Annotated in this window: 16 protein-coding genes; all 16 read left to right on the forward strand. The window is 36.2% G+C overall.

Annotation, left to right across the window (positions count from 1 at the left end; genetic code table 11):
• Positions 1-13 precede the first annotated feature (13 nt).
• Positions 14-391, forward strand: coding sequence for a MobC family plasmid mobilization relaxosome protein (locus M2470_RS10370; protein ID WP_280744883.1), 378 nt, complete (start codon positions 14-16; stop codon positions 389-391).
• The gene (locus tag M2470_RS10375; RefSeq protein WP_280744882.1) at positions 366-1,298 is read left to right on the forward strand and encodes a relaxase/mobilization nuclease domain-containing protein; all 933 of its coding nucleotides are present in this window, start codon (positions 366-368) and stop codon (positions 1,296-1,298) included. Before M2470_RS10370 ends, M2470_RS10375 begins: the two co-directional genes overlap by 26 nt.
• A 28-nt stretch (positions 1,299-1,326) precedes the next feature.
• The gene (locus M2470_RS10380; RefSeq protein WP_280744881.1) at positions 1,327-1,881 is read left to right on the forward strand and encodes a hypothetical protein; all 555 of its coding nucleotides are present in this window, start codon (positions 1,327-1,329) and stop codon (positions 1,879-1,881) included.
• Positions 1,882-1,996: 115 nt separating this feature from the next.
• A complete protein-coding gene (locus M2470_RS10385) occupies positions 1,997-2,206 on the forward strand; it encodes a helix-turn-helix transcriptional regulator (protein WP_280744880.1) in 210 nt (69 codons plus the stop codon).
• The gene (locus M2470_RS10390) at positions 2,196-3,167 is read left to right on the forward strand and encodes a restriction endonuclease subunit M (protein WP_280744879.1); all 972 of its coding nucleotides are present in this window, start codon (positions 2,196-2,198) and stop codon (positions 3,165-3,167) included. The genes M2470_RS10385 and M2470_RS10390 overlap by 11 nt, the downstream gene beginning before the upstream one ends.
• Positions 3,168-3,176: 9 nt before the next feature.
• A complete protein-coding gene (locus tag M2470_RS10395; RefSeq protein WP_280744878.1) occupies positions 3,177-7,061 on the forward strand; it encodes an Eco57I restriction-modification methylase domain-containing protein in 3,885 nt (1,294 codons plus the stop codon).
• A gap of 61 nt (positions 7,062-7,122) precedes the next feature.
• Positions 7,123-9,339, forward strand: a complete 2,217-nt coding sequence (locus M2470_RS10400) for a DUF262 domain-containing HNH endonuclease family protein (protein WP_280744877.1) — start codon at positions 7,123-7,125, stop codon at positions 9,337-9,339.
• A gap of 10 nt (positions 9,340-9,349) precedes the next feature.
• Complete coding sequence (locus tag M2470_RS10405; RefSeq protein ID WP_280744876.1) at positions 9,350-9,781, forward strand: phosphohydrolase; 432 nt, start codon at positions 9,350-9,352, stop codon at positions 9,779-9,781.
• Positions 9,782-9,796: 15 nt separating this feature from the next.
• Positions 9,797-10,828 (forward strand): Fic family protein, encoded by a 1,032-nt coding sequence (locus M2470_RS10410; RefSeq protein WP_280744875.1) that lies wholly within the window; start codon positions 9,797-9,799, stop codon positions 10,826-10,828.
• 4 nt (positions 10,829-10,832) lie between these two features.
• Positions 10,833-11,096: a hypothetical protein gene (locus M2470_RS10415; protein WP_280744874.1), complete on the forward strand. Its 264-nt coding sequence runs from the start codon at positions 10,833-10,835 to the stop codon at positions 11,094-11,096.
• Positions 11,093-11,509 (forward strand): hypothetical protein, encoded by a 417-nt coding sequence (locus M2470_RS10420; protein WP_280744873.1) that lies wholly within the window; start codon positions 11,093-11,095, stop codon positions 11,507-11,509. The genes M2470_RS10415 and M2470_RS10420 overlap by 4 nt, the downstream gene beginning before the upstream one ends.
• Before the next feature lie 20 nt (positions 11,510-11,529).
• Positions 11,530-11,787, forward strand: coding sequence for an antitoxin VbhA family protein (locus tag M2470_RS10425; protein ID WP_280744872.1), 258 nt, complete (start codon positions 11,530-11,532; stop codon positions 11,785-11,787).
• A 318-nt stretch (positions 11,788-12,105) separates the two neighbouring features.
• Positions 12,106-13,272 (forward strand): ATP-binding protein, encoded by a 1,167-nt coding sequence (locus tag M2470_RS10430; RefSeq protein WP_280744871.1) that lies wholly within the window; start codon positions 12,106-12,108, stop codon positions 13,270-13,272.
• 40 nt (positions 13,273-13,312) lie between these two features.
• Positions 13,313-14,524: a caspase family protein gene (locus M2470_RS10435; RefSeq protein WP_280744870.1), complete on the forward strand. Its 1,212-nt coding sequence runs from the start codon at positions 13,313-13,315 to the stop codon at positions 14,522-14,524.
• A 564-nt stretch (positions 14,525-15,088) separates the two neighbouring features.
• Complete coding sequence (locus M2470_RS10440; protein WP_280744995.1) at positions 15,089-16,726, forward strand: DUF6377 domain-containing protein; 1,638 nt, start codon at positions 15,089-15,091, stop codon at positions 16,724-16,726.
• 493 nt (positions 16,727-17,219) lie between these two features.
• Entirely contained in the window at positions 17,220-20,153 is a 2,934-nt protein-coding gene (locus M2470_RS10445; RefSeq protein ID WP_280744994.1) for a TonB-dependent receptor, read from the forward strand.
• Positions 20,154-20,163: the final 10 nt, after the last annotated feature.

The following is a 20,163-nucleotide window of genomic DNA, read 5'->3' on the forward strand; positions in this document are numbered from 1 at the left end:
ATAGCAATTCAAAATGGAAGATAAAAAACCGAGAAAAACAGGTGGTCGCCCCAGCAAAGGATTAGGCGAGAAGCGCACCTATATGGTCAGCCTTAAGATGGATTCTCGCGAGTACTTTTCGCTAAAGACGAAAGCCAAATCGGCAGGAATTAGCCGAAGCGACTTCGTTCGTCAATGTATAGCCGGGAGTAAAATTTGTCCGCGGCTCACGCCCGAACTGAACGATTATATCCGAAAGCTATCAGGTATGGGAAATAACCTGAATCAGATTGCCAGAAAAGCAAACGCTGAGGGGTATACCAGTACTCGCCATGAATACCTCTATCTGGCAGATAAGATTGATAACGTAATTGAAATGATTGAAGATGATGGCAAAAATAGTAAAGGGTAAAGCGTTCAAGGGTGTGGTCAATTACATTCTGGACAAGCAGAAGAATACGGAGATTGTCGATTTTGATGGACTTCGAGTGAAGAGCAAAGCGTCCATCATTCAGAGTTTCGTAACCCAAGCGAGCTTGAATAATCGTGTATCGAAACCGGTATGCCATATCTCGTTAGACTTTTCTGCACAAGACAAAGATAAGCTATCCAATCAGCTGATGGGACGGATAGCTCATGACTATATGAAACAAATGGGGATAGTGAACACACAGTATATCATTGCAAGGCATTTCGACAAGGAGCACCCACATATCCATTTGGTTTACAACCGGGTGAATAATAATGGCAAGACGATTACAGATAGCAACGACCGTTTCCGAAGTGAGAAAATCTGCAAGGAATTGACTGAGAAATACGGTTTATACTTCGCCACCGGCAAAGAGAACGTAAAAGAACACCGCTTGAAAGAGCCAGATAAAACCAAGTACGAGATATACAATTCTCTCAAAACATTGGTGCCGAAATGCAAGAGTTGGAAACAATTAACGAATGAACTGCAAAATGCAGGGATAAAAACCGAGTTCAAGACCAAAGGCAATTCCGATGAAGTGCAGGGAGTACGCTTTGAGAAAAACGGCTATTTGTTTAATGGTTCAAAAGTAGATAAGATGTTTAGTTACTCGAAAATTGATTATCAGTTGGAACAAAATGCCCGCAGTCAGTCGGCAAGCCAAAGTCAGGAACAATCCCACTCGACCAGTAATGCCATTGCATCAACAATCGGATCAGTCGGTTCTGCTTTGGGTGGATTGTTTGATATTCAGCCCGGAATCGGATACGATGAGAATGAGACCGAATATCTTCGCCAGCGGCGATTAAAGAAGAAACCGAAACGAAAGTTCGGACGACAAATGTAAGATTATTAACTAGTTAAATTATAAGAGTATGAGAAATATAGAGATAAACGAAGTATACACGCTTTTTGAAGAAATCAAGAAATTGATTAAAAAGGGAAACGATAATACTCCTACCGTTATTCAACCGGAAATAGACTTGCCGGACTTATCTGCAATCAGTGAGCTAACCGGCAAACTACAGGAAACGATCGAAGAAGTTCGTAAGCCGGTAAAAACAGAATGCCATCATATATTCAGCATTGCTTCCAACAAAATCTTCATTAGTGCAATAGGCATGGGTGTCGCCTTGCTTGTGTGCATGTTTGCGATATATTACCAGCGAGAGGAAATTGCCACCTACAAAGACAATGATCTGAAATATCGCTATGTAAAAATGCAAGGCATAACAACTCCTGAGAACATATCCAATCTGGAAAACATCTTTGATTACAAGCGAGATAGCGTGAAGATTATCCGAAGACAAGTAGAACATTATGAAAAGGTAGTATTTGAAGAAGCCAAGCGTTTGGAAAAAGCGAGGTTGAAAGAGTTAGAGGCAGAACGACTAAGGCGTGAAGCAGAGAATTTGAAGCAAAACAAGTAACATTCTGAAAGCGAGTGATAATAAAGCAGGGATATTTATCCTTGCTTTATTTTTATAGCAGATTTTTAGCTATATTTGTGCGTGCATTTTGTATGTTTCATAGAAAAACAATCCAATGGAATTGAACAGAATAAAAGAAGTCCTTGATGAAAAAGGAATTAAGCAGACGTGGCTGGCTGAAAAACTTGGCAAAAGTTTCAGTTCAATAAATGCGTATGCTTGTAATCGGCAACAACCTAGTTTGGAGATGTTGTTTGAGATAGCAAAAATTCTTCAAGTAGATGTTATAGAGTTAATCGATAATAGAAAAAAAGATGGTCAATAAAAGTCTTGTCGACATAAAAGAAAATGATATAATAGAGTTCGATAGTCAACTCTTGCCTATCTTGCTTAAAGATAATAGTTCGAAACGAAATATTATTTGGGCAACAGATAATTATGTCCAATACGGTTCAGCCTACACAAATAAAGAAGAAATTACTCCTAATTTGATTTCTGGTAATAATGGTAATATTATTAAGCCTCGATCTAAACGCACAAATAGTGAGCAGCAATTGAGAGTAAGAACTAATGCTGAGGTGTTTACGCCTGGCTGGATGTGTAATAGACAAAATAATTTAATTGATAATGCTTGGTTTGTTTCAGAAAACATATTCAACGTTGAAATAGAAAAGGGCTGGAAAACGAAATTTAATAAGATAACCTTTCCAACATCAGAGGGGAAAAGTTGGCAGGACTATTTGAGAAATGTTTGTTTAGAAGTAGCATGCGGAGAAGCTCCCTATTTGGTCAGCCGATATGACACTGTTACAGGTAAACCTATTCCTGTTCTAAATAGAATTGGGTTATTAGATCGTAAGCTTCGAGTTGTATCCGAAAATATTGAAACGGAAGCGGAATGGTATGCCTGGGCTAAGATTGCATTTCAAAGTGTCTATGGCTATGAATGGCAAGGAGACAACCTTTTGCTTGCACGAGAAAATTTGCTCTGCACATTTATGGATTATTACAAAGACAAATTTAACAAAATACCAGCTATCAAACATTTAATCGAAATAGCCAAGATAATTTCATGGAATATTTGGCAGATGGATGGTTTAAAAGGAGTGATACCTAATAGTTGTAGAGAACAAATTGTTTCAATTGATATGTTTGGAGAGTCAGAATTTAAATCATGCGAGGGCTGCAAAAATAACAATTATCAAAAGCACAATGGTATTCAGTGCTTGATTAAAGACTGGAATACAGGAGAGACTTTGAAGTACAATTCAATGCTAAAACGATGAAGTAAAGTTATGAGTAATATTAATACAGATATTTTAGATAATATTGTTATAGGAAGAGTTGAACCTCATATCTATGCCTTTTCCACTCAAACTATTCCTAACTATCTTAAAGTGGGTGATACCTATCGCCCATTAGAAAGAAGGCTAAACGAATGGCGTAAGTATTTCCCTAATTTGGAAAGATTATTTAGCGACGTCGCTAAAGCTGATGCGGAAACTTTTTTTAGAGACATTGCAATTCATGCTTTTTTGGAAAATCAAAAAGGGAAACAACGTCTCATTAAAGATACTCTGAAAGCTGATATTTATTATTCCAATGAGTTTTTTAAAGATACAGAGATAGATGATATTAAAGAGGCTATCGAAGATATAAAAAAAAGTTATTTACTAAATGATGGGAGATATCAATTCTATAATTTTTCTGACAGCCGTATACCCTTAGACTTTAAATGGGACAGAACAGAAGATTATAAGCCTCGCCCTAATCAACTAAAAGCAATTAAAGACTTCAACACAGCTCGGGAGAAAGGACGAACAAATCTACTTATGTATGCTGTGATGCGTTTTGGTAAATCTTTCACCTCTATGTGTTGCGCAACAGAAATGGGCGCTCGTTTTGTTGTGATTGTTTCTGCTAAAGCGGATGTTAAGATGGAATGGAAACATACCGTTGAGAGCCATATTAGGTTTGATGGATATGAATTTCTGGATAGCGAAGATTTACTTAAAGAAGAAACTATTATTACCGATAAACTTAAAGAGAGCGGGATTGTTCTTTTCTTAACTCTCCAAGATCTGCAAGGAGAACAGATTAAAAGGAAGCACAAAGAAGTGTTTGATAGTGTAATTGATTTACTTTTAATTGATGAAACTCATTTTGCTGCACGAGCTGAAGAGTATGGGAAGGTACTTAGTAGCATAGGATTTACGACTAAAAAGCAACGAGAAAAAGAGTTAGCTCAGAATGATGAGACTTTAGATAAATTAGATAAAACAATAAAGATATTAAACTCTAGAATTCGTATTCATCTCTCCGGAACACCATACCGCATCTTGATGAGTTCAGAATTCACAAAGGATGATATTATTGCTTTTTGTCAATTTACAGATATTATTGATGAACAAGAAAAATGGGATAGAGAGAATATAAATAAGGATGATAAGAAGGAATGGGATAATCCTTATTATGGCTTTCCGCAAATGATTCGCTTTGCATTTAATCCGAACCAATCAACTGTCAAAAAACTGGAAAAGTTAAGGAAGGATGGTGTTACTTATGCTCTTTCTGCTTTGCTGAAGCCAGAATCCATATCAAAAGATAGTACAAATAATGGTCATAAGAAATTTGTACACGAACGAGAAATACTTGAATTGCTTAAAGCTATAGATGGCTCACAAAAAGATGAAAACCTTTTGAGCTTCTTAGACTATGGCAAGATAAAGGAAGGTAAGATGTGTCGACATATAGTTTGTGTTTTGCCCTATCGTGCTTCTTGTGATGCCCTACAAAGCTTAATTGAAGGCTATAGTGATGTCTTCATTAATCTTAATGACTATGAAGTGATCAATATTGCTGGGGTGGAAGATGAACGCACCTATAAAAAAATCAAAACGGTTAAAGACAAAATCAAGGACTGTGAGTCTAAGAATAAAAAGACGCTAACCCTTACGGTTAATCGTATGCTTACAGGTACTACTGTGGAAGAATGGGATACAATGATCTATCTCAAAGACACTGCTTCTCCGCAAGAGTATGATCAAGCCATCTTTCGTTTGCAAAATCAATATATAAAGACGTACAAAGATGAGAATGGAGATGAGATTAAGTACAATATGAAACCTCAAACATTGTTAGTTGATTTTGAACCACATCGTTTGTTTCGTATGCAAGAACAGAAATCTCAAATTTATAACGTAAATACAGAGAAAAATGGCAACGATAAGCTTGAAGAGCGAGTTCGAAGAGAACTTGAAGTTTCACCGGTTATCATTTTGAATCATAATAAAATTCAGCAAGTTCACCCCACCGATATTCTTCAAGCAGTTAGTGATTATTCAAGAGCCAAGAGCGTCACAGATGAAGCATCTGATATTTCGATTGACTGGTCTTTACTCAATTATGAAGATATTCTTAATGAAATAGAAAAGCAAGCCGAAATTAATTCAAAGAGCGGATTAAAAATTAATGCCGTTGATAACGAAGAAGATAGCGATGATCTGGAGGTGCCGGAAGTAGAGCCTCAAGAAGATGCAAATAGCTCAAAGTCGGAACCACGCAATTCTCAAGATGATGAAGCCAGTAGAATTCGCAGAAAGTTTGCAACATACTATTCAAGACTCTTATTCTTTGCATTTTTGACAGATTTTAAGGTAAATTCAGTTGCAAATATTATCTCAGTAATAGACAACAATGATGATAATAAGCGAATAGCGAAAAATCTCGGAATAAAGCCAAAGATATTGATGCTGTTCAACAAAAAAATGAATCCATTTATTCTTAGTGAATTAGACTATAAGATTCAAAATCTCAATACTCTCGCAAATGATAAGTCATTAATGCCTCTTGATAGAGCATTAGTGGCACTAAATAAATTCGGTCGGCTCTCCGATTCGGAAGTAGTTACGCCTTCTAAAGTAACTGATGATATGGTTGCTATTTTGCCTGAAGAAGCAATAACTGATAAAACAGCTATTCTTGATGTTGCAGCCAAACAAGGCGAGTTTGCGATTGCACTTTACAAACGATTTGGAGATAAGGTTAAAGGTAATATCTATTCATCTACAACCTCAAAGGTTGCTTATGAATTTACACGAAAGATATATGAGATGCTCCAAATGCCAATAGAGAACATCTTTACTGACTTTAACTCCTATGATATTATAGGAGCAAACAACGAAACAATAATAAAGAAACTTGAAGATATGAAATTTGATGTAATCATAGGAAATCCACCATATCAGGAAAACTCAGATGGAGGCTCCCGTGACATGCCTATCTATAATAAATTTGTAGAGCAAGCAAAAGCACTTAATCCTCTTTTGCTTTGTATGGTTATCCCTGCAAGATGGATGGCAAGCGGTTTGGGGCTTAATGAATTTCGCAACATAATGCTTTCCGATAAGCATATCAGAAAATTAGTGGATTATCCTGTGTCTTCAGAAGTCTTTTCTGGAGTAGAAATAAAAGGAGGCGTTTGCTATTTTCTTAGAGAGAGAGATTATAATGGAGTATGTGAAGTTGTCTCGTTGCGAAAAGACAAAATCACCGGGCATTCAAATCGTGATTTAGGAGAATTTGATATTTTAGTTAGAGAAAGCCGTGCGTTACCTATCCTGAGAAAAGTACTTAGCCATAATGAACCATCTATTATTGACATATTATCTGTAGATAAGGAGTTTGGTTGGACATCGAATTTCTCAGGCTTCCATGAAATCAAACAGGAGGACGATGTACCATTATACTATATTAAAAACACAAAACGAAATGCAGGTTGGATCTCACGAAATGAAATAACGAAAAGTGCCCATCTAATCGACACATGGAAGATGATGATTCCACAGGCCGGGTCAGATGGTGGAAAAAAATTACCCGATTTAGTCTTAGGGAAACCTTTAATAGTATCGTCTCCTTCTGTTTGTACACAATCGTATTTGTTTTTTTATGTCAAAACTAAAAAAGAAGCGCAGAGCATCGAAAGTTATTTACAAACTCGTTTTTTTCGCTTCTTAGTATCTCTTCGTAAGATAACTCAACATGCCACCCGTTCGACTTACACTTGGGTTCCTCAACAATCATGGGATAAAGCCTGGACTGATGACGAGCTTTATGTTAAATACGGGTTAAGTCCAGAAGAGATTGAATTTATTGAGAGTATGATTCGCCCGATGAAATAGTTTTTCGAAAAAACTAAATATAAAAATAAATTAAGGAATAAATACCATTAGAACAGAATATATGAAACCAATAAGTAGCTCAATAAGTGATGTATTGACCAGAAATGCAACATCGTTCTTTATTCCTCCTTTTCAAAGAGCGTATGCATGGGGAAGACTGGAGATAGAACGTTATTTTAACGATGTATTGCGTATAGTTAGATCTGAGTTAAATCCCCAGGAACAAGATAAATTGGAGCACTTCTTTGGGACCATTGTTTTAAGAGAAGAGCGTGATGGTTTTGCCAATAAATCGATCGTAGTTGACGGTCAACAACGTTTGACCACCACATTATTGTTTTTGATAGCTTTGCGTGATATAGAAACTGATTCAACCTTCAAGGACAAAATAACAAACCGTTATCTGAGAAATGAGGATTCTGATTTTGATGATAAGATAAAACTAAAACAAGTAACAAAGGATTGGGATGCGTATAGAGCGTTGGTAAATGAAGAAGAACCAAATACTGGAATAATAAAGGCTGCTTATCAGACCTTTATTCGGTTAATAAATGACACCTTAAGAACCTCTCCGGAGATTAAGTTTAGTCATTACACTTTGGCACTTCAGCGAATGAATGTTGCAGTTATATTTTTAGACGAGCGCCCGTACAAAGGAGAGGATCCACAAATCATATTTGAAACACTTAATTCATTAGGAAAGGCATTAACCCTTGCCGATTTAGTTAGGAACTTTATATTGTTATCTCTTGATAGCAAAAAACAATCTAATTTATACGAAACAAAATGGCAGCCTATTATTGAAATGCAGCTGAATGAAGACACTTCAAAATTTTATAGAGACTACTTACAGTACAAAACAGCAAGCTCCATAAAAGTAGTGAGCGATGAAAAGGTAGATAGTAATACTAAAGAAGTCTATCAGTTATTTAAAGAGTATGTAAATGATAATTTTTCTAATCGTGAAGATTTTGCAAATGATGCCATTTGCTTTGCCCCATGGTATCGGTGGATTATTACAGAAGATGTAAAAGAGCAGATATCCTCGTCTCCTATAAATGATATTGAAATTAAAGAGCTTTTGCGAAACATCTTTCATGATATAAAATCAGAAGCATTTAAGCCATTCGTACTTGGTTTATTAGAATATTATCAAAAAGGAGTAGAAGGTATAAAATTGAACGAAGAGAGACTAATCGATATATTAAAAGATATTAGAACCTATCTTATTCGCAGACGTATTCTTGGATTAGCACAAGGCGAAAACAAAAATATTGTTTTACTATGTGATAAAATTGCAGATTTAGCCAATTCCAATACTACAATGATGGAATTGCTTTCTAATATGTTTTATAAATTAAGAATCCCTAATGATAATGAAGTTTCAAATCAATTGAAAACCATGAATTTTTATGAAGGTTCAAAAAAATATGCAAAGTTTATTCTAGGAAAAATAGAGGAGAACAATGCAAAGGTATCAGTAGATTTTAGAAACCCTAAAATAAGTATAGAACATGTTATGCCACAAAATATTTCTGACTCTTGGAGAAATGAGTTGGGCGAACTTCATGAAGAGATCCACAAACAATATCTCCACAATATCGGCAATTTGATCCTCACCGAGTTTAATGGTGAAATCGGGAATAAACCATTTGGACTAAAAAAAGAGAAACTCAATAATTCTTCCTTATATTATCGTATAGATATCATTACAAGGAAAACATGGAACAAAAGCGATATTGAAAATCACCGAGACAACATGACAAGATGGTTCTTAGACACATTTCCCTTGCCAGAGAGGAATAAAACTATTGACAACTGGAGTACAAAAAGCATAGATACTACTATATTTTCTCCATTAGACGAAGAGGCTGGGGAAATTGCGGAAGGAAACAAACCGAAAGAACTTAAAATAGGTTCGGAATATTTTAAGACAGGATCTTGGCAGTATCTATTCATTAAGCTTCTTAAATGGATTAAGAATAGTAATGTTTACGACTATGATGTTATCGTATCAAATCAAGATCGGCTATTTGGGAATTCAGATATTATAATTACCTGGAGGAATCTAAAGAGAAAAATAGAAGAAAATGACAGTTTGAAGAAACGCTATAAAACTTTTGATGGTAACTTTTTGTATAGTAAGCAAACTATTTTAGAAGATAATTTGGAGCTTGTTCATGTAAATGCTTCTGCTAGAACCTTTATAAATAGGATTTCAGGTATTATGAATCAGCTGGGAATGCCTGAAAACTTTGTGGAGATTATTTTGAAATAGAAAAACAAATATGCCATTGAAATCGATGCTACAAAAAGCCATCCAAATAGCGACTAAAGCCCATGAAAGTCAATTCGATAAAAGCGGAATGCCTTACATTGGTCATGTTATGCGTGTCATGGAAGCTGGGAAGACTAACGATGAAAAGATCGTTGGTGTTCTTCATGATATTGTAGAAGATACCAATTGGACTTTCGATAAACTAGAAGAGGAAGGATTCTCAACGCATATTGTTGATGCAATACGATGTTTAACTAAGACATCAGAAGATGAACCTTATGAAGAATTTATAAAACGGGTTCAGACAAATCCATTGGCTGTTCGAGTAAAGATTAATGATTTAGCAGATAATATGGATATACGAAGATTTTCTGCTATTTCAGACAAAGATGTTGAGCGTTTAAGAAAGTATCACAAAGCACATAAAAGGCTAACCACATAAGCAAATCAATATCGCATGAAAAAGACTAATAAAGAGCAACTTCTCCAACTTATTGATGAATACAATCAATTAGGGATTGGACAGCAGATAGATCATGATAAGTTCTATCTCTATTCTCTTATTACACATTCTACTGCTATAGAAGGCTCTACGGTAACGGAGGTAGAGAACCAATTGCTCTTTGATGAAGGTATTTCTGCAAAGGGGCGGACAATTGGCGAGCAGATGATGAACCTTGATTTGAAAGCGGCTTATGAATACAGTATGAAGTTGGCAAAACAACATACTGAATTCAACACAGAAATGCTCAAATCCCTTTCTGCAATTGTGATGAAGAATACTGGTAGCGTCTACAATACTTTGCAAGGTTCGTTTGATTCTTCTAAAGGTGATCTTCGTTTAGTTAATGTAACAGCAGGAATAGGTGGAAGCTCTTATATGAATTATCTGAAAGTTCCGACACATTTGGAAGCGTTCTGCCAACAAATGAATAATCGTAGAAATACTCTGCTGCAAAGCGATGATATAATAGAAAAATATCTATTGAGTTTTGATGCTCACTATTTACTCGTAACTATTCATCCGTGGGTGGATGGCAATGGCAGAATGTCGCGTCTTGTGATGAATCACCTGCAGTTCGAACTTGGTCTTATTCCTACCAAAGTGGAAAAAGATAACAAAGCGGAATATATACAGGCATTGATAGACTCTCGAGAGCAAGAATCATTAGAACCTTTTCGTGAGTTTATGTTGGCTGAACATATCCGCAATTTGCACAAAGAGATAGAAGCCTATAAAAAATCAAATGAATTTGATCCACTAAAAACGTCAAGTGAACCTCAAGAACCCCAAGGTGAACCTCAAGAGATAACAATAGAACAGATTATACTGGAAGAGATTCGGAAAAACAATAAAATTACAAGGGAAGGATTGGCTAAAATTACCAATACTAGTTTAAGCACCATTAAACGTAGACTTAAGAAGATGAGTGACAAGGTAGTCTTTGTTGGTAGTGGATATAGCGGGCATTGGGAAATAAAAAAATAGAATTATGAGAAAATTAGAAGAATTAAATGGAAAATACACATGGATTCTACGATGCGATACATGTGGTAGTGATGACCAGTTTGAAATCTCAGAAGATCAATCTTACATTAAATGTATCTGTTGTGATCGTGAGTATTTGGGCGGTATAGAAGAACTCAAAGAATATAACAGCGCATCATTAGAACAGATTAAAACCGATTTGGCAAAAGATGCAAAGAAGGTTGTAGAGGAAGAGTTACGAAAAGCTTTTAAGGGATTTCTCAAATGAATGAAAAGGTTATTTCATTGATAAATTGGATTATTTCCCATTGGGAGATTACTACTTCCATAATTGTAGCCATTACAGCTGTCATTTCTTTTCTGTATAAATGGAGAAAGAAGTGGGTTGCCAATAATCATGCTGAATTACGAGCTAATATTTTCCCTCAAAAACCAAGCCGTATAATCCGTATTTATAATCCATCAGAAGCTGAGGCGACAAATATTAGGGTTGAAGGTTTGGAAATTGATAACATAGCAGTATATCCTATTGACTTACCTTTTCCATCATTGAAGTCTAAAGCTCGGTTTGATATTAAGGTATCACCATTCAATTCATCTCCTGACTATCTTAAAATTAAAATAATTTGGGATGATAAATCTGGTAAAAACCATGAAGCTTTCGAGGTACTACAACTGTAAAAACACAAAAGAACTTAGCAATGCAAATCTTCGAAGAATACCTCCAACACCCCGACCCAGAAAAGCGAGAAAGAGCCGCTAACTGGAGTATGGCAATTGGTCTGCAAGCAGTCGATGGCTTGAAGACCTCGAACTACTTGGTTGAAATTGCTCGAAGACAGATAGAAGGGGAGATAACAATGGATGAAGTACAAGAGTTAATTTCAGTTCATTATCAGGCAAAAAAGAAGCAGAAGAGTGATGCGGATAAAGCAGTAGAAACAGAAGAAAGGCTATAAAACGGGATTTTCACTCTCCCGTAATTTCGCTAAAGCATTGCAATTGTCAATATTTCAGCAGGTTAATGCTTCTCCGATTTGGAGAATTGAAGAAAAACAGTACATTTGTGCCGTACAAAACGCTAAATAATTGGTTTTCAATACATTCTACACACTTGTTTTTTGAGCTTTGTACCGCCAAAAATACTATTTAGCTGATAATATGAAATATACATATCCTGTATCGGCAAGTAGGTGCGCCCCTTTAAAGCGCAAAAAACAAAACAAAACGCACTGTTAGAGTGCAAAATATATTATCTTTGTGAAAAACAAAGATGTATGGATAAATTATTTGAATATTCCAATAGACTGATAAAAGAAACTGATACGAAGTTTCTTCGATATATGTACGATGAAATAAATTGGAAAAACAGGATGATAGGCCTTATTGGACCTCGTGGTGTTGGTAAGACAACATTAGTCTTGCAATATATCAAGCAAAATCTCAATCCAGCCGAAACGCTTTATGTAACGGCAGAAGACTTTTATTTTGTTGATAACAAATTTGTCGATTTGGCTGATACTTTTGTTAAGCATGGCGGTAAGTACCTGTTTATAGACGAGATCCATAAATACAAAGATTGGGCAAAGGAATTAAAGTTGATTTACGACTATCACAAAGATTTGAATGTGGTATTTACTGGCTCTTCGGTTCTGGATATAAAAAAAGGAGCTTCGGATTTAAGCCGTAGGGCAGTTATATATAACATGCAAGGGTTGTCTTTCCGAGAGTATTTGCAATTGTTTCATGGTATTTCCGCAAGAACCTACTCGTTAGAAGAAATATTGCAGCACAAAGTTGAATTGCCTGTACAACACCCACTACCTCTTTTCTCTGAGTATTTAAGAACCGGCTATTATCCGTTCGCCTTAGAAGAAGACTTTGGGTTACGATTAGGGCAGATAATTAATCAAACATTGGAAAATGATATTCCGATGTATGCCGACATGAATGTGGCTACTGGAAGAAAATTGAAACAATTATTAGCTATAATATCCAAGAGTGCACCATTTAAACCTAATATGAGTAAGATAGCAGAAATGTTATCTGCGAGTCGGAACAATATCGCAGACTATTGTCTGTATATTGAGGAAGCGGGCATGATAGCCCAATTAAGAGATAATACAGGTGGTGTTCGAGGATTAGGAAAAGTCGATAAAATATATTTGGACAATACTAATCTTATTTATAGTCTTGCCGAAGATACATCCAACATTGGCAATATTAGGGAAACATTCTTTTTAAATCAAATGCGGGTGAAATATGATGTACTATCATCGTCTGTCGCTGACTTCTTAATAGATGATAAAACGTTTGAAGTCGGAGGTAAGCACAAAGGACAGAAGCAAATTAAGGAGGTTGAGAATGGATATATTGTAAAAGACGATATTGAGAGTGGATATTTGAATATTGTACCATTGTGGCAATTGGGGCTAACGTATTGACTATACAACAAGAATATTTAACTTTAGAATAAGACACAATATGAATTTAGCAATTTTAATAGGCGTATCAGAATATTCAAACGGCATATCTAATCTTCCTGGATGTAAAAATGATGTAAAAGCAATGGAAGAATTACTTTATTCAACATCAAAGTATAAGGATGTTCTTGTTATGTCTGAAAATGAAAAAAGTTTAGATATAAAAGAAAAAGTCGCATCTCTTATAAAAAAATATAAAGGAGAGGATGTCGAAGAGTTATTCTTCTATTTTTCTGGGCATGGGGACTTTTCAGAGAATGAATTTTATTATATTTTATCTGATTTTGACACAGAAAGAAAAACTCAGACTAGTTTACAAAACTCAGAATTAGATAATCTAATCAAAAGTTTATCCCCCCAATTAGTTATAAAGATAGTTGATGCTTGTCATTCGGGAGTGAATTATATAAAAGACATTTCTTCTGTTAATAAGTATATTGAGAAAACCTCACAAGAATATAAGTCTTGTTATTTTTTATACTCATCATTAAACACACAGTATTCATTTCAAAACAAAAATTTCAGCTTTTTCACAATCAGTTTTCTGAATGCAGTGAAGAACATAACTTCTATTGTTAGATATAAGGATATTATTTCTTTTATATCTGATGAATTTTCATCATATCCAGAACAAACACCTTACTTTGTTACTCAAGCCGATTTTACAGATGTCTTTTGCAATAAGAATGAATCTGTTGATGATATCTTAAATAAGTTAGATTTGGAGTTTCCCCTAAAAAATCAAGATAAAGAAGTCGGAAATGACAAACCTAATTTAACGACCATTGAAGAAATAATCAGATATGAGTCGAATAGATATGTCACTCTTGATTATTATAAAAACTTACTCCAAGAAATCAAACAGAAAATTGAGGGACTAAAAATTACAGACGAATTAAAAAATATATATACAATACGATCCGTTTTTTCTAAAAACAAAGATAAATCGATTGATTATAAAATAATTGGAAAATTTCTTGCATCTCAAATGAATGAGTGGTTTGCAGCCCCCTTTATACTAAAGTCGGAAGGAAAAGGAGAGTTAATCCTAGTGCATTTGAAAGAACAGCAAATCCAAGTGCTCAACCATACGAAGAAACATATGAAGAACTCGTTATTGATGGCTACTCTGTTAGAACTCCAGTTTCATATACTCAAATATTCCTCGAATATGAAACAGCGTTTCCTAATATTTCAGACTATAAATGTGTAATTGCTTTCATTTCTTCAGACACGAAAATTAGATTGTATTATTTTATTACAAATTACTTCAAGAAAGATTGGGGTTCACAGGAAATCAATTCAAGATATGAATGGAATGTCGAAGAATTCGACCTCATTAAAAAAAAGGATATTCTAAATTTCTTAGAGATGACAAATGACAAGGTTAATAATAGATTATTAGAAGATATCAAAGCTATGTATATAAATGAGACTTAAATTATTATATCATCTCGGCGAAATTACAGGCGAAATTACCACGTATATTAACAATAGATTTTCTTCATCAGGTTGCAAAAACACATGGTACACCTATAATACATCTGATTAAATATAAACATCTGATAATCATAAGCAATTTACATAATGTATCGGCAAGTAAATAATAAAGACTGTATCGTAAAGGAGAATTTTAAAGAAGGATAACTATCTAAATGGCCAATACTTCAAAAATAAGCTTTAGAAGAATGAGAACAATTACTTAATTTATGTTATCTTTGCTTGTAGGGTGTGAAGGGGAATTTTTCTTGTTTGTTAATCTTTATTATGAAAGATGATGAAATTTAGAGTATTAGTGTATGTTTTCTTTTTTGTGCCATGTATTTCTTATGCTCAACATTCATTGGATTCTTTATTGTTTCAGTTGGATGAGGCGATAGAGAATCATGAGGTTTATGTGAATCAGAAGGAAGAGCGTATCAGGCATCTCAAGAAAAGATTGAATACTGTAACTAAAAACACAGTAGAAGAATATAATCTGACTGCTGCAATCTATGATGAATATCGTCCTTATATCTGCGATTCTGCTATCTATTACAAGAATAAGAATGTGCAAATAGCCAGGCAACTGAAAGATGTTGAACGTTTGTATGAAAGCAAATTAGAGATGGCTTCTCTGATGGCTTCTACAGGGATATATATGGAGGCTGTAGAGTTTTTGGGACTTATAAACCGAGCTAAAATACCTGCGCATTTACTGACAAACTATTATCATACGTATGAACGGGTTTATTCGGAGTTGGCTTATTATACTCAGGATACTCAGGGTGCACAACGTTACCGGCAAATTGCGAATCAATATCAGGATTCGTTACGGCAAATCCTTACTCCGGATAATGAACTCTATTATACATTGGAAGAGACAGCTTTGCGTTATTCTAATAATGTAAACGAAGCCCTTGCCATAAATTTAAGGCTCTTGGAAAAGCATGAGTTAGGAACTCGTGAATATGCCATTACCGCTTATAACCGGGCGCTGGATTACAGACAGGCCGGAAATACGGAAGGAGTGAAATATTATCTGGCGCTTTCTGCTTTGTCGGATATTCTTTCTGCTACAAAAGATCATGCCTCTTTGTGGATGTTGGCCGAGATCCTGTATAATGAGAATGATATGGAGAGGGCGTATAATTATATTCGTTATTCCTGGAGTGAAACTGTATTCTATAATGCCCGCCTCCGGAGTCTGCAAAGTGCTGTGATCCTTTCTTTGATAGATAAAACGTATCAGGCAACGATTGAAAAGCAAAATGATAAACTTCAGAAGTATCTGTATTTGATCAGTATCCTGGCTGTCTTATTGATTATTGCGTTTTTCTATATTTACAGGCAGATGAAACGTATAGCTATCGTACGACGATATTTACAGAAGGCCAATGCAAATCTGAAGCAATTGAATAAAGAGCTAAATCAAGTTAATGAACAATTGAAGTCTGTCAATATAGACCTTTCCGAATCCAATAATATAAAAGAAGAATATATTGGGCACTTTATCAAGCTTTGTTCTACTTATATTGATAAAATGGATGCTTTCCGGCGTATGGTACATAAGAAAATCAGTACAGGGAAAACCGCAGAGTTGCTGAGAACAACAGCTTCTCATGAAATGATGGATAAAGAAGCAGAAGAACTCTATGTTAATTTCGATAAAGCCTTCTTACAGATATTTCCGGATTTTGTAGAAAAAGTCAACGATTTATTGATCGACGAAGAAAGAATCATATTAAAGAAAGATGAATTACTGAATACGGAATTACGCATCTTGGCTCTTATTCGCCTAGGTATTAACAACAGTTCACAAATAGCCGACTTTCTTCGCTATTCGGTTAATACAATTTATAATTATCGCGCCAAAATAAAAAACAGAGCCAAATCACGTGATGATTTTGAGGAGTTAATAGCATTAATTAGATAGGTTCTCTAACCTGTTGTTTTTCATGTTGTTATTTTGATTTTAAATTGCATGCATGTAATTTGCAAAACGTATGCATGCGATTTCGAAAACCCACCCATGCGATTTTTTAAACGTATGCGTACGTTTTTTTTCTTCATGCAGCAGCCTCTCTTATATACTGTAATTTACTTGAATTTTAACAACCTTTTGTGTTTTAAAATCTTCATTTTCCTCCACTTTCTTTATTATCTTCCATTTATTTAAACGACTGTATTACAGGTCGATAATATTGTGTTTGTGTCCAAAAAATCCACTTAATGACCACCCTTGCTTAAAAGTGAAATAGTGTTTAATTATATTTGTGATGATTAAATAAATGTTTTGTTAAACCTTTAAATGTTAGGTAATGCCAAATATTCTAAATCCATTGAAATATTCTTTTTCAACTAATACTAAATTAAACTATTCATGTATGGGAACTAATTTCTTTAAAATGAAAATCCCTCTTATGTTAATGTTACTGATAGTAGGGTTTACTCTGTCAGTACAGGCACAGAACGCCAAAAACGTCAGAGGTGTGGTAACTGACTCTGCAGGAGAGCCATTGCCAGGTGTAAACATTATTGTAAAAGGAACAACACTGGGTACAATTGCGGACTTTGACGGCAATTATGAAATCAATGTACCGGGTGATGATGCTGTTTTGGTGTTTTCTTATATCGGCCATGCTACATCAGAAGTAAAAGTAGGTAGCCGTGTTATGGTAAATGTGGTGTTGGAAGAAGACTCCAAACTGATTGAAGAAGTTGTAGTTATAGGTTATGGTACGGTTGCCAAGAAGGATGTAACAACGGCTGTGTCTGTTGTTTCCTTGAAAGACCTTGACGAGCGTCCAATCATTTCTGCAGCCCAGGCTATCCAGGGAAAAGCGGCTGGTGTTAACGTTTATCAGCCTAATGGTGCTCCGGGTCAGGAAATCGTGATCCGTGTACGTGGTACTACCTCTTTTAAAGGTAGTAATGATCCGCTGTATGTAGTAGACGGTGTTCCTGTGGACAACCTTAACTTCCTTTCGCCTAATGATATTGCCAGCTTGCAGATCTTGAAAGATGCGTCTTCGGCAGCTATTTATGGTTCGCGTGCCGCTAATGGTGTAGTACTTATCACCACCAAGCAGGCCAGCGCAGGAGGAGCTAAAGTAGCGGCTAGTATACAAGTGGGAGTTAATAATGTATCCAACCAGATCGAGTCGTTAAATGCACGGCAATACAAAGAATTGATGGACGAACTGCGTCCGGGCTCCATACCGGAAGGTATAACAGACCAAACCGATTGGTTCAAAGAAGTATACGGAACCGGTGTTACACAGAATTACCAGTTACAAGTATCTGACGGTAATGAGAAATTACGCTATTTCGTATCGGGTGGTTACCTGGATGAGAAAGGGGTGCTTAGCTCGGCTTTCTTCCGCCGCTATAACCTTCGTGCTAATATAGACAGCCAGGTGCGTAAGTGGTTGAACGTGGGTTTGAATATGTCTTATTCAGACAATTCAAGTAATGGTGTATCAACAGGCCAGGGTTCCAACCGTGGCGGTGTGGTATTGGCAGTTGTAAACTTACCGACAGCTTCTACTATTAAAAACAGTGAAGGTTTGTACAATCGTACGTTCTTCGGACAGAATATTACCAACCCGATAGAGTCTATTGAAAATGGAAAGAACAACTCAAACAAAGAGAATCGTTTGATTGCTTCCGGAAATATGACGATTACGTTTATGCCGGAACTGAATCTTAAGTCTTCTTTCACGCTGGACCGTCGCAATGGTAAAGAGACAGGTTTTACTCCTCCGGTACATAGTTCAGACCGTGATGACTGGGGAAGTGCGTGGGATAACCGTACAACAAACACCTTGTTGATATTTGACAATGTATTAACGTATAAAAAAACATTTGCAGACAAACATAACGTAGAAGCAATGGTGGGTACCTCATGGACCGATTCGGAATGGACAAGGAGTTATATCAATGGATCACACTTTAAAGATGCATCCATCCACACTCTCAATGCTGCCAATAAAATTGCCTGGAACAATACCGGTTCACAAGCGGCTGAGTGGGGCATTATGTCTATGTTCGGGCGTTTGTCTTACAATTATGAAAGTAAATATTTGCTGACTGTTAACATCCGTCGTGACGGTTCATCTAAACTGCATCCGGATCATCGCTGGGGTATATTCCCTTCGGCATCAGCCGCATGGCGTATCTCAGCAGAAGGCTTTATGAAGGATATAGAATGGCTGGACGACCTGAAGCTCAGAGCCGGTTGGGGACAGACTGGTAACCAATCAGGTGTGGGCGATTATGCCTATCTGCAACGTTACAACATTGGTCGCCAGGCTTGGTTTGAAACAGGCAAAGAAGATGCGCTTCCAACTATTACACAGGCAAACCTTCGTACGTCCGACCTTACATGGGAAACGACTACTCAAACAAACGTTGGTTTGGACATTACGCTGTTCAAAGACCGCTTAAACCTGGTAATGGATTACTATTACAAGTACACAACTGATATGTTGATGGAAGTATCATTACCTTCCGGAGCCGCTGCTGCAAACAGTATCGTAAGAAATGAAGGAGAAATGATGAACCGTGGTTTTGAATTGGCTATTAACTCACGCAACCTGGTTCGTGAATTCCAGTGGAATACCGACTTTAATATCTCTTTCAACAAGAACAAACTGGAAAAACTGGAATTGCAACAAATCTATTATGATGCGGAAACAACCCAGGCTTTCCACCAGACCCGTGTAGTACGTAACGAACCGGGACGTTCATTGGGTGGCTTCTATGGCTATATCAGTGACGGCGTTAATCCCGAAACAGGCGAATTAATGTATCGCGACATCAATGAAGATGGCAAGATCACAGCTTCGGACAAGACCTATATTGGCGATCCGAACCCAACGTTTACGTATGGACTTACTAATACATTCTCATATAAAGGATTCAGTCTGAGCCTCTTTATTCAGGGATCAGTAGGCAATGATATCTTTAATGCCTCCAAAGGGGATACACAAGGTATGTATGACCTGAAGAACCAGTCGACAGAAGTATTGAAACGCTGGCGCACACCGGGACAAATCACTGATGTACCTAAAGCCGGATTCAACCTGCAACCATCTACCTATTTCATTGAAGATGGCAGCTATTTGCGTTTGAAAGACATCTCACTTTCTTATAATTTCAGAGGTGGTATCCTAAACAAGCTAGGCGTTTCTCGCCTGCAACCTTATGTAACGGCGCGTAACCTGCTTACAATAACGAAATACGACGGCATGGACCCAGAAGTAAACCAATGGGGAAGTAATGGAGCTGTACAAGGTATTGACTGGGGAACGTATCCGCATAGCAAATCATTTGTATTTGGATTAAATGTTGAATTCTAAATAAGTAAAT

Origin of the sequence: Parabacteroides sp. PH5-46 (genome assembly GCF_029892785.1) — a bacterium.
In the GTDB taxonomy this organism is placed as follows: Bacteria; Bacteroidota; Bacteroidia; order Bacteroidales; family Tannerellaceae; genus DFXE01.

Bases quoted from the DNA above. Each gene is read 5' to 3' on its own strand.
- M2470_RS10405 (WP_280744876.1), top strand. From the start codon at position 9,350: ATGCCATTGAAATCGATGCTACAAAAAGCCATCCAAATAGCGACTAAA.
- M2470_RS10415 (WP_280744874.1), top strand. From the start codon at position 10,833: ATGAGAAAATTAGAAGAATTAAATGGAAAATACACATGGATTCTACGA.
- M2470_RS10410 (WP_280744875.1), top strand. From the start codon at position 9,797: ATGAAAAAGACTAATAAAGAGCAACTTCTCCAACTTATTGATGAATAC.
- M2470_RS10440 (WP_280744995.1), top strand. From the start codon at position 15,089: ATGAAATTTAGAGTATTAGTGTATGTTTTCTTTTTTGTGCCATGTATT.
- M2470_RS10420 (WP_280744873.1), top strand. From the start codon at position 11,093: ATGAATGAAAAGGTTATTTCATTGATAAATTGGATTATTTCCCATTGG.
- M2470_RS10375 (WP_280744882.1), top strand. From the start codon at position 366: ATGATGGCAAAAATAGTAAAGGGTAAAGCGTTCAAGGGTGTGGTCAAT.
- M2470_RS10385 (WP_280744880.1), top strand. From the start codon at position 1,997: ATGGAATTGAACAGAATAAAAGAAGTCCTTGATGAAAAAGGAATTAAG.
- M2470_RS10430 (WP_280744871.1), top strand. From the start codon at position 12,106: ATGGATAAATTATTTGAATATTCCAATAGACTGATAAAAGAAACTGAT.
- M2470_RS10435 (WP_280744870.1), top strand. From the start codon at position 13,313: ATGAATTTAGCAATTTTAATAGGCGTATCAGAATATTCAAACGGCATA.
- M2470_RS10390 (WP_280744879.1), top strand. From the start codon at position 2,196: ATGGTCAATAAAAGTCTTGTCGACATAAAAGAAAATGATATAATAGAG.
- M2470_RS10400 (WP_280744877.1), top strand. From the start codon at position 7,123: ATGAAACCAATAAGTAGCTCAATAAGTGATGTATTGACCAGAAATGCA.
- M2470_RS10370 (WP_280744883.1), top strand. From the start codon at position 14: ATGGAAGATAAAAAACCGAGAAAAACAGGTGGTCGCCCCAGCAAAGGA.
- M2470_RS10395 (WP_280744878.1), top strand. From the start codon at position 3,177: ATGAGTAATATTAATACAGATATTTTAGATAATATTGTTATAGGAAGA.
- M2470_RS10445 (WP_280744994.1), top strand. From the start codon at position 17,220: ATGTTACTGATAGTAGGGTTTACTCTGTCAGTACAGGCACAGAACGCC.
- M2470_RS10425 (WP_280744872.1), top strand. From the start codon at position 11,530: ATGCAAATCTTCGAAGAATACCTCCAACACCCCGACCCAGAAAAGCGA.
- M2470_RS10380 (WP_280744881.1), top strand. From the start codon at position 1,327: ATGAGAAATATAGAGATAAACGAAGTATACACGCTTTTTGAAGAAATC.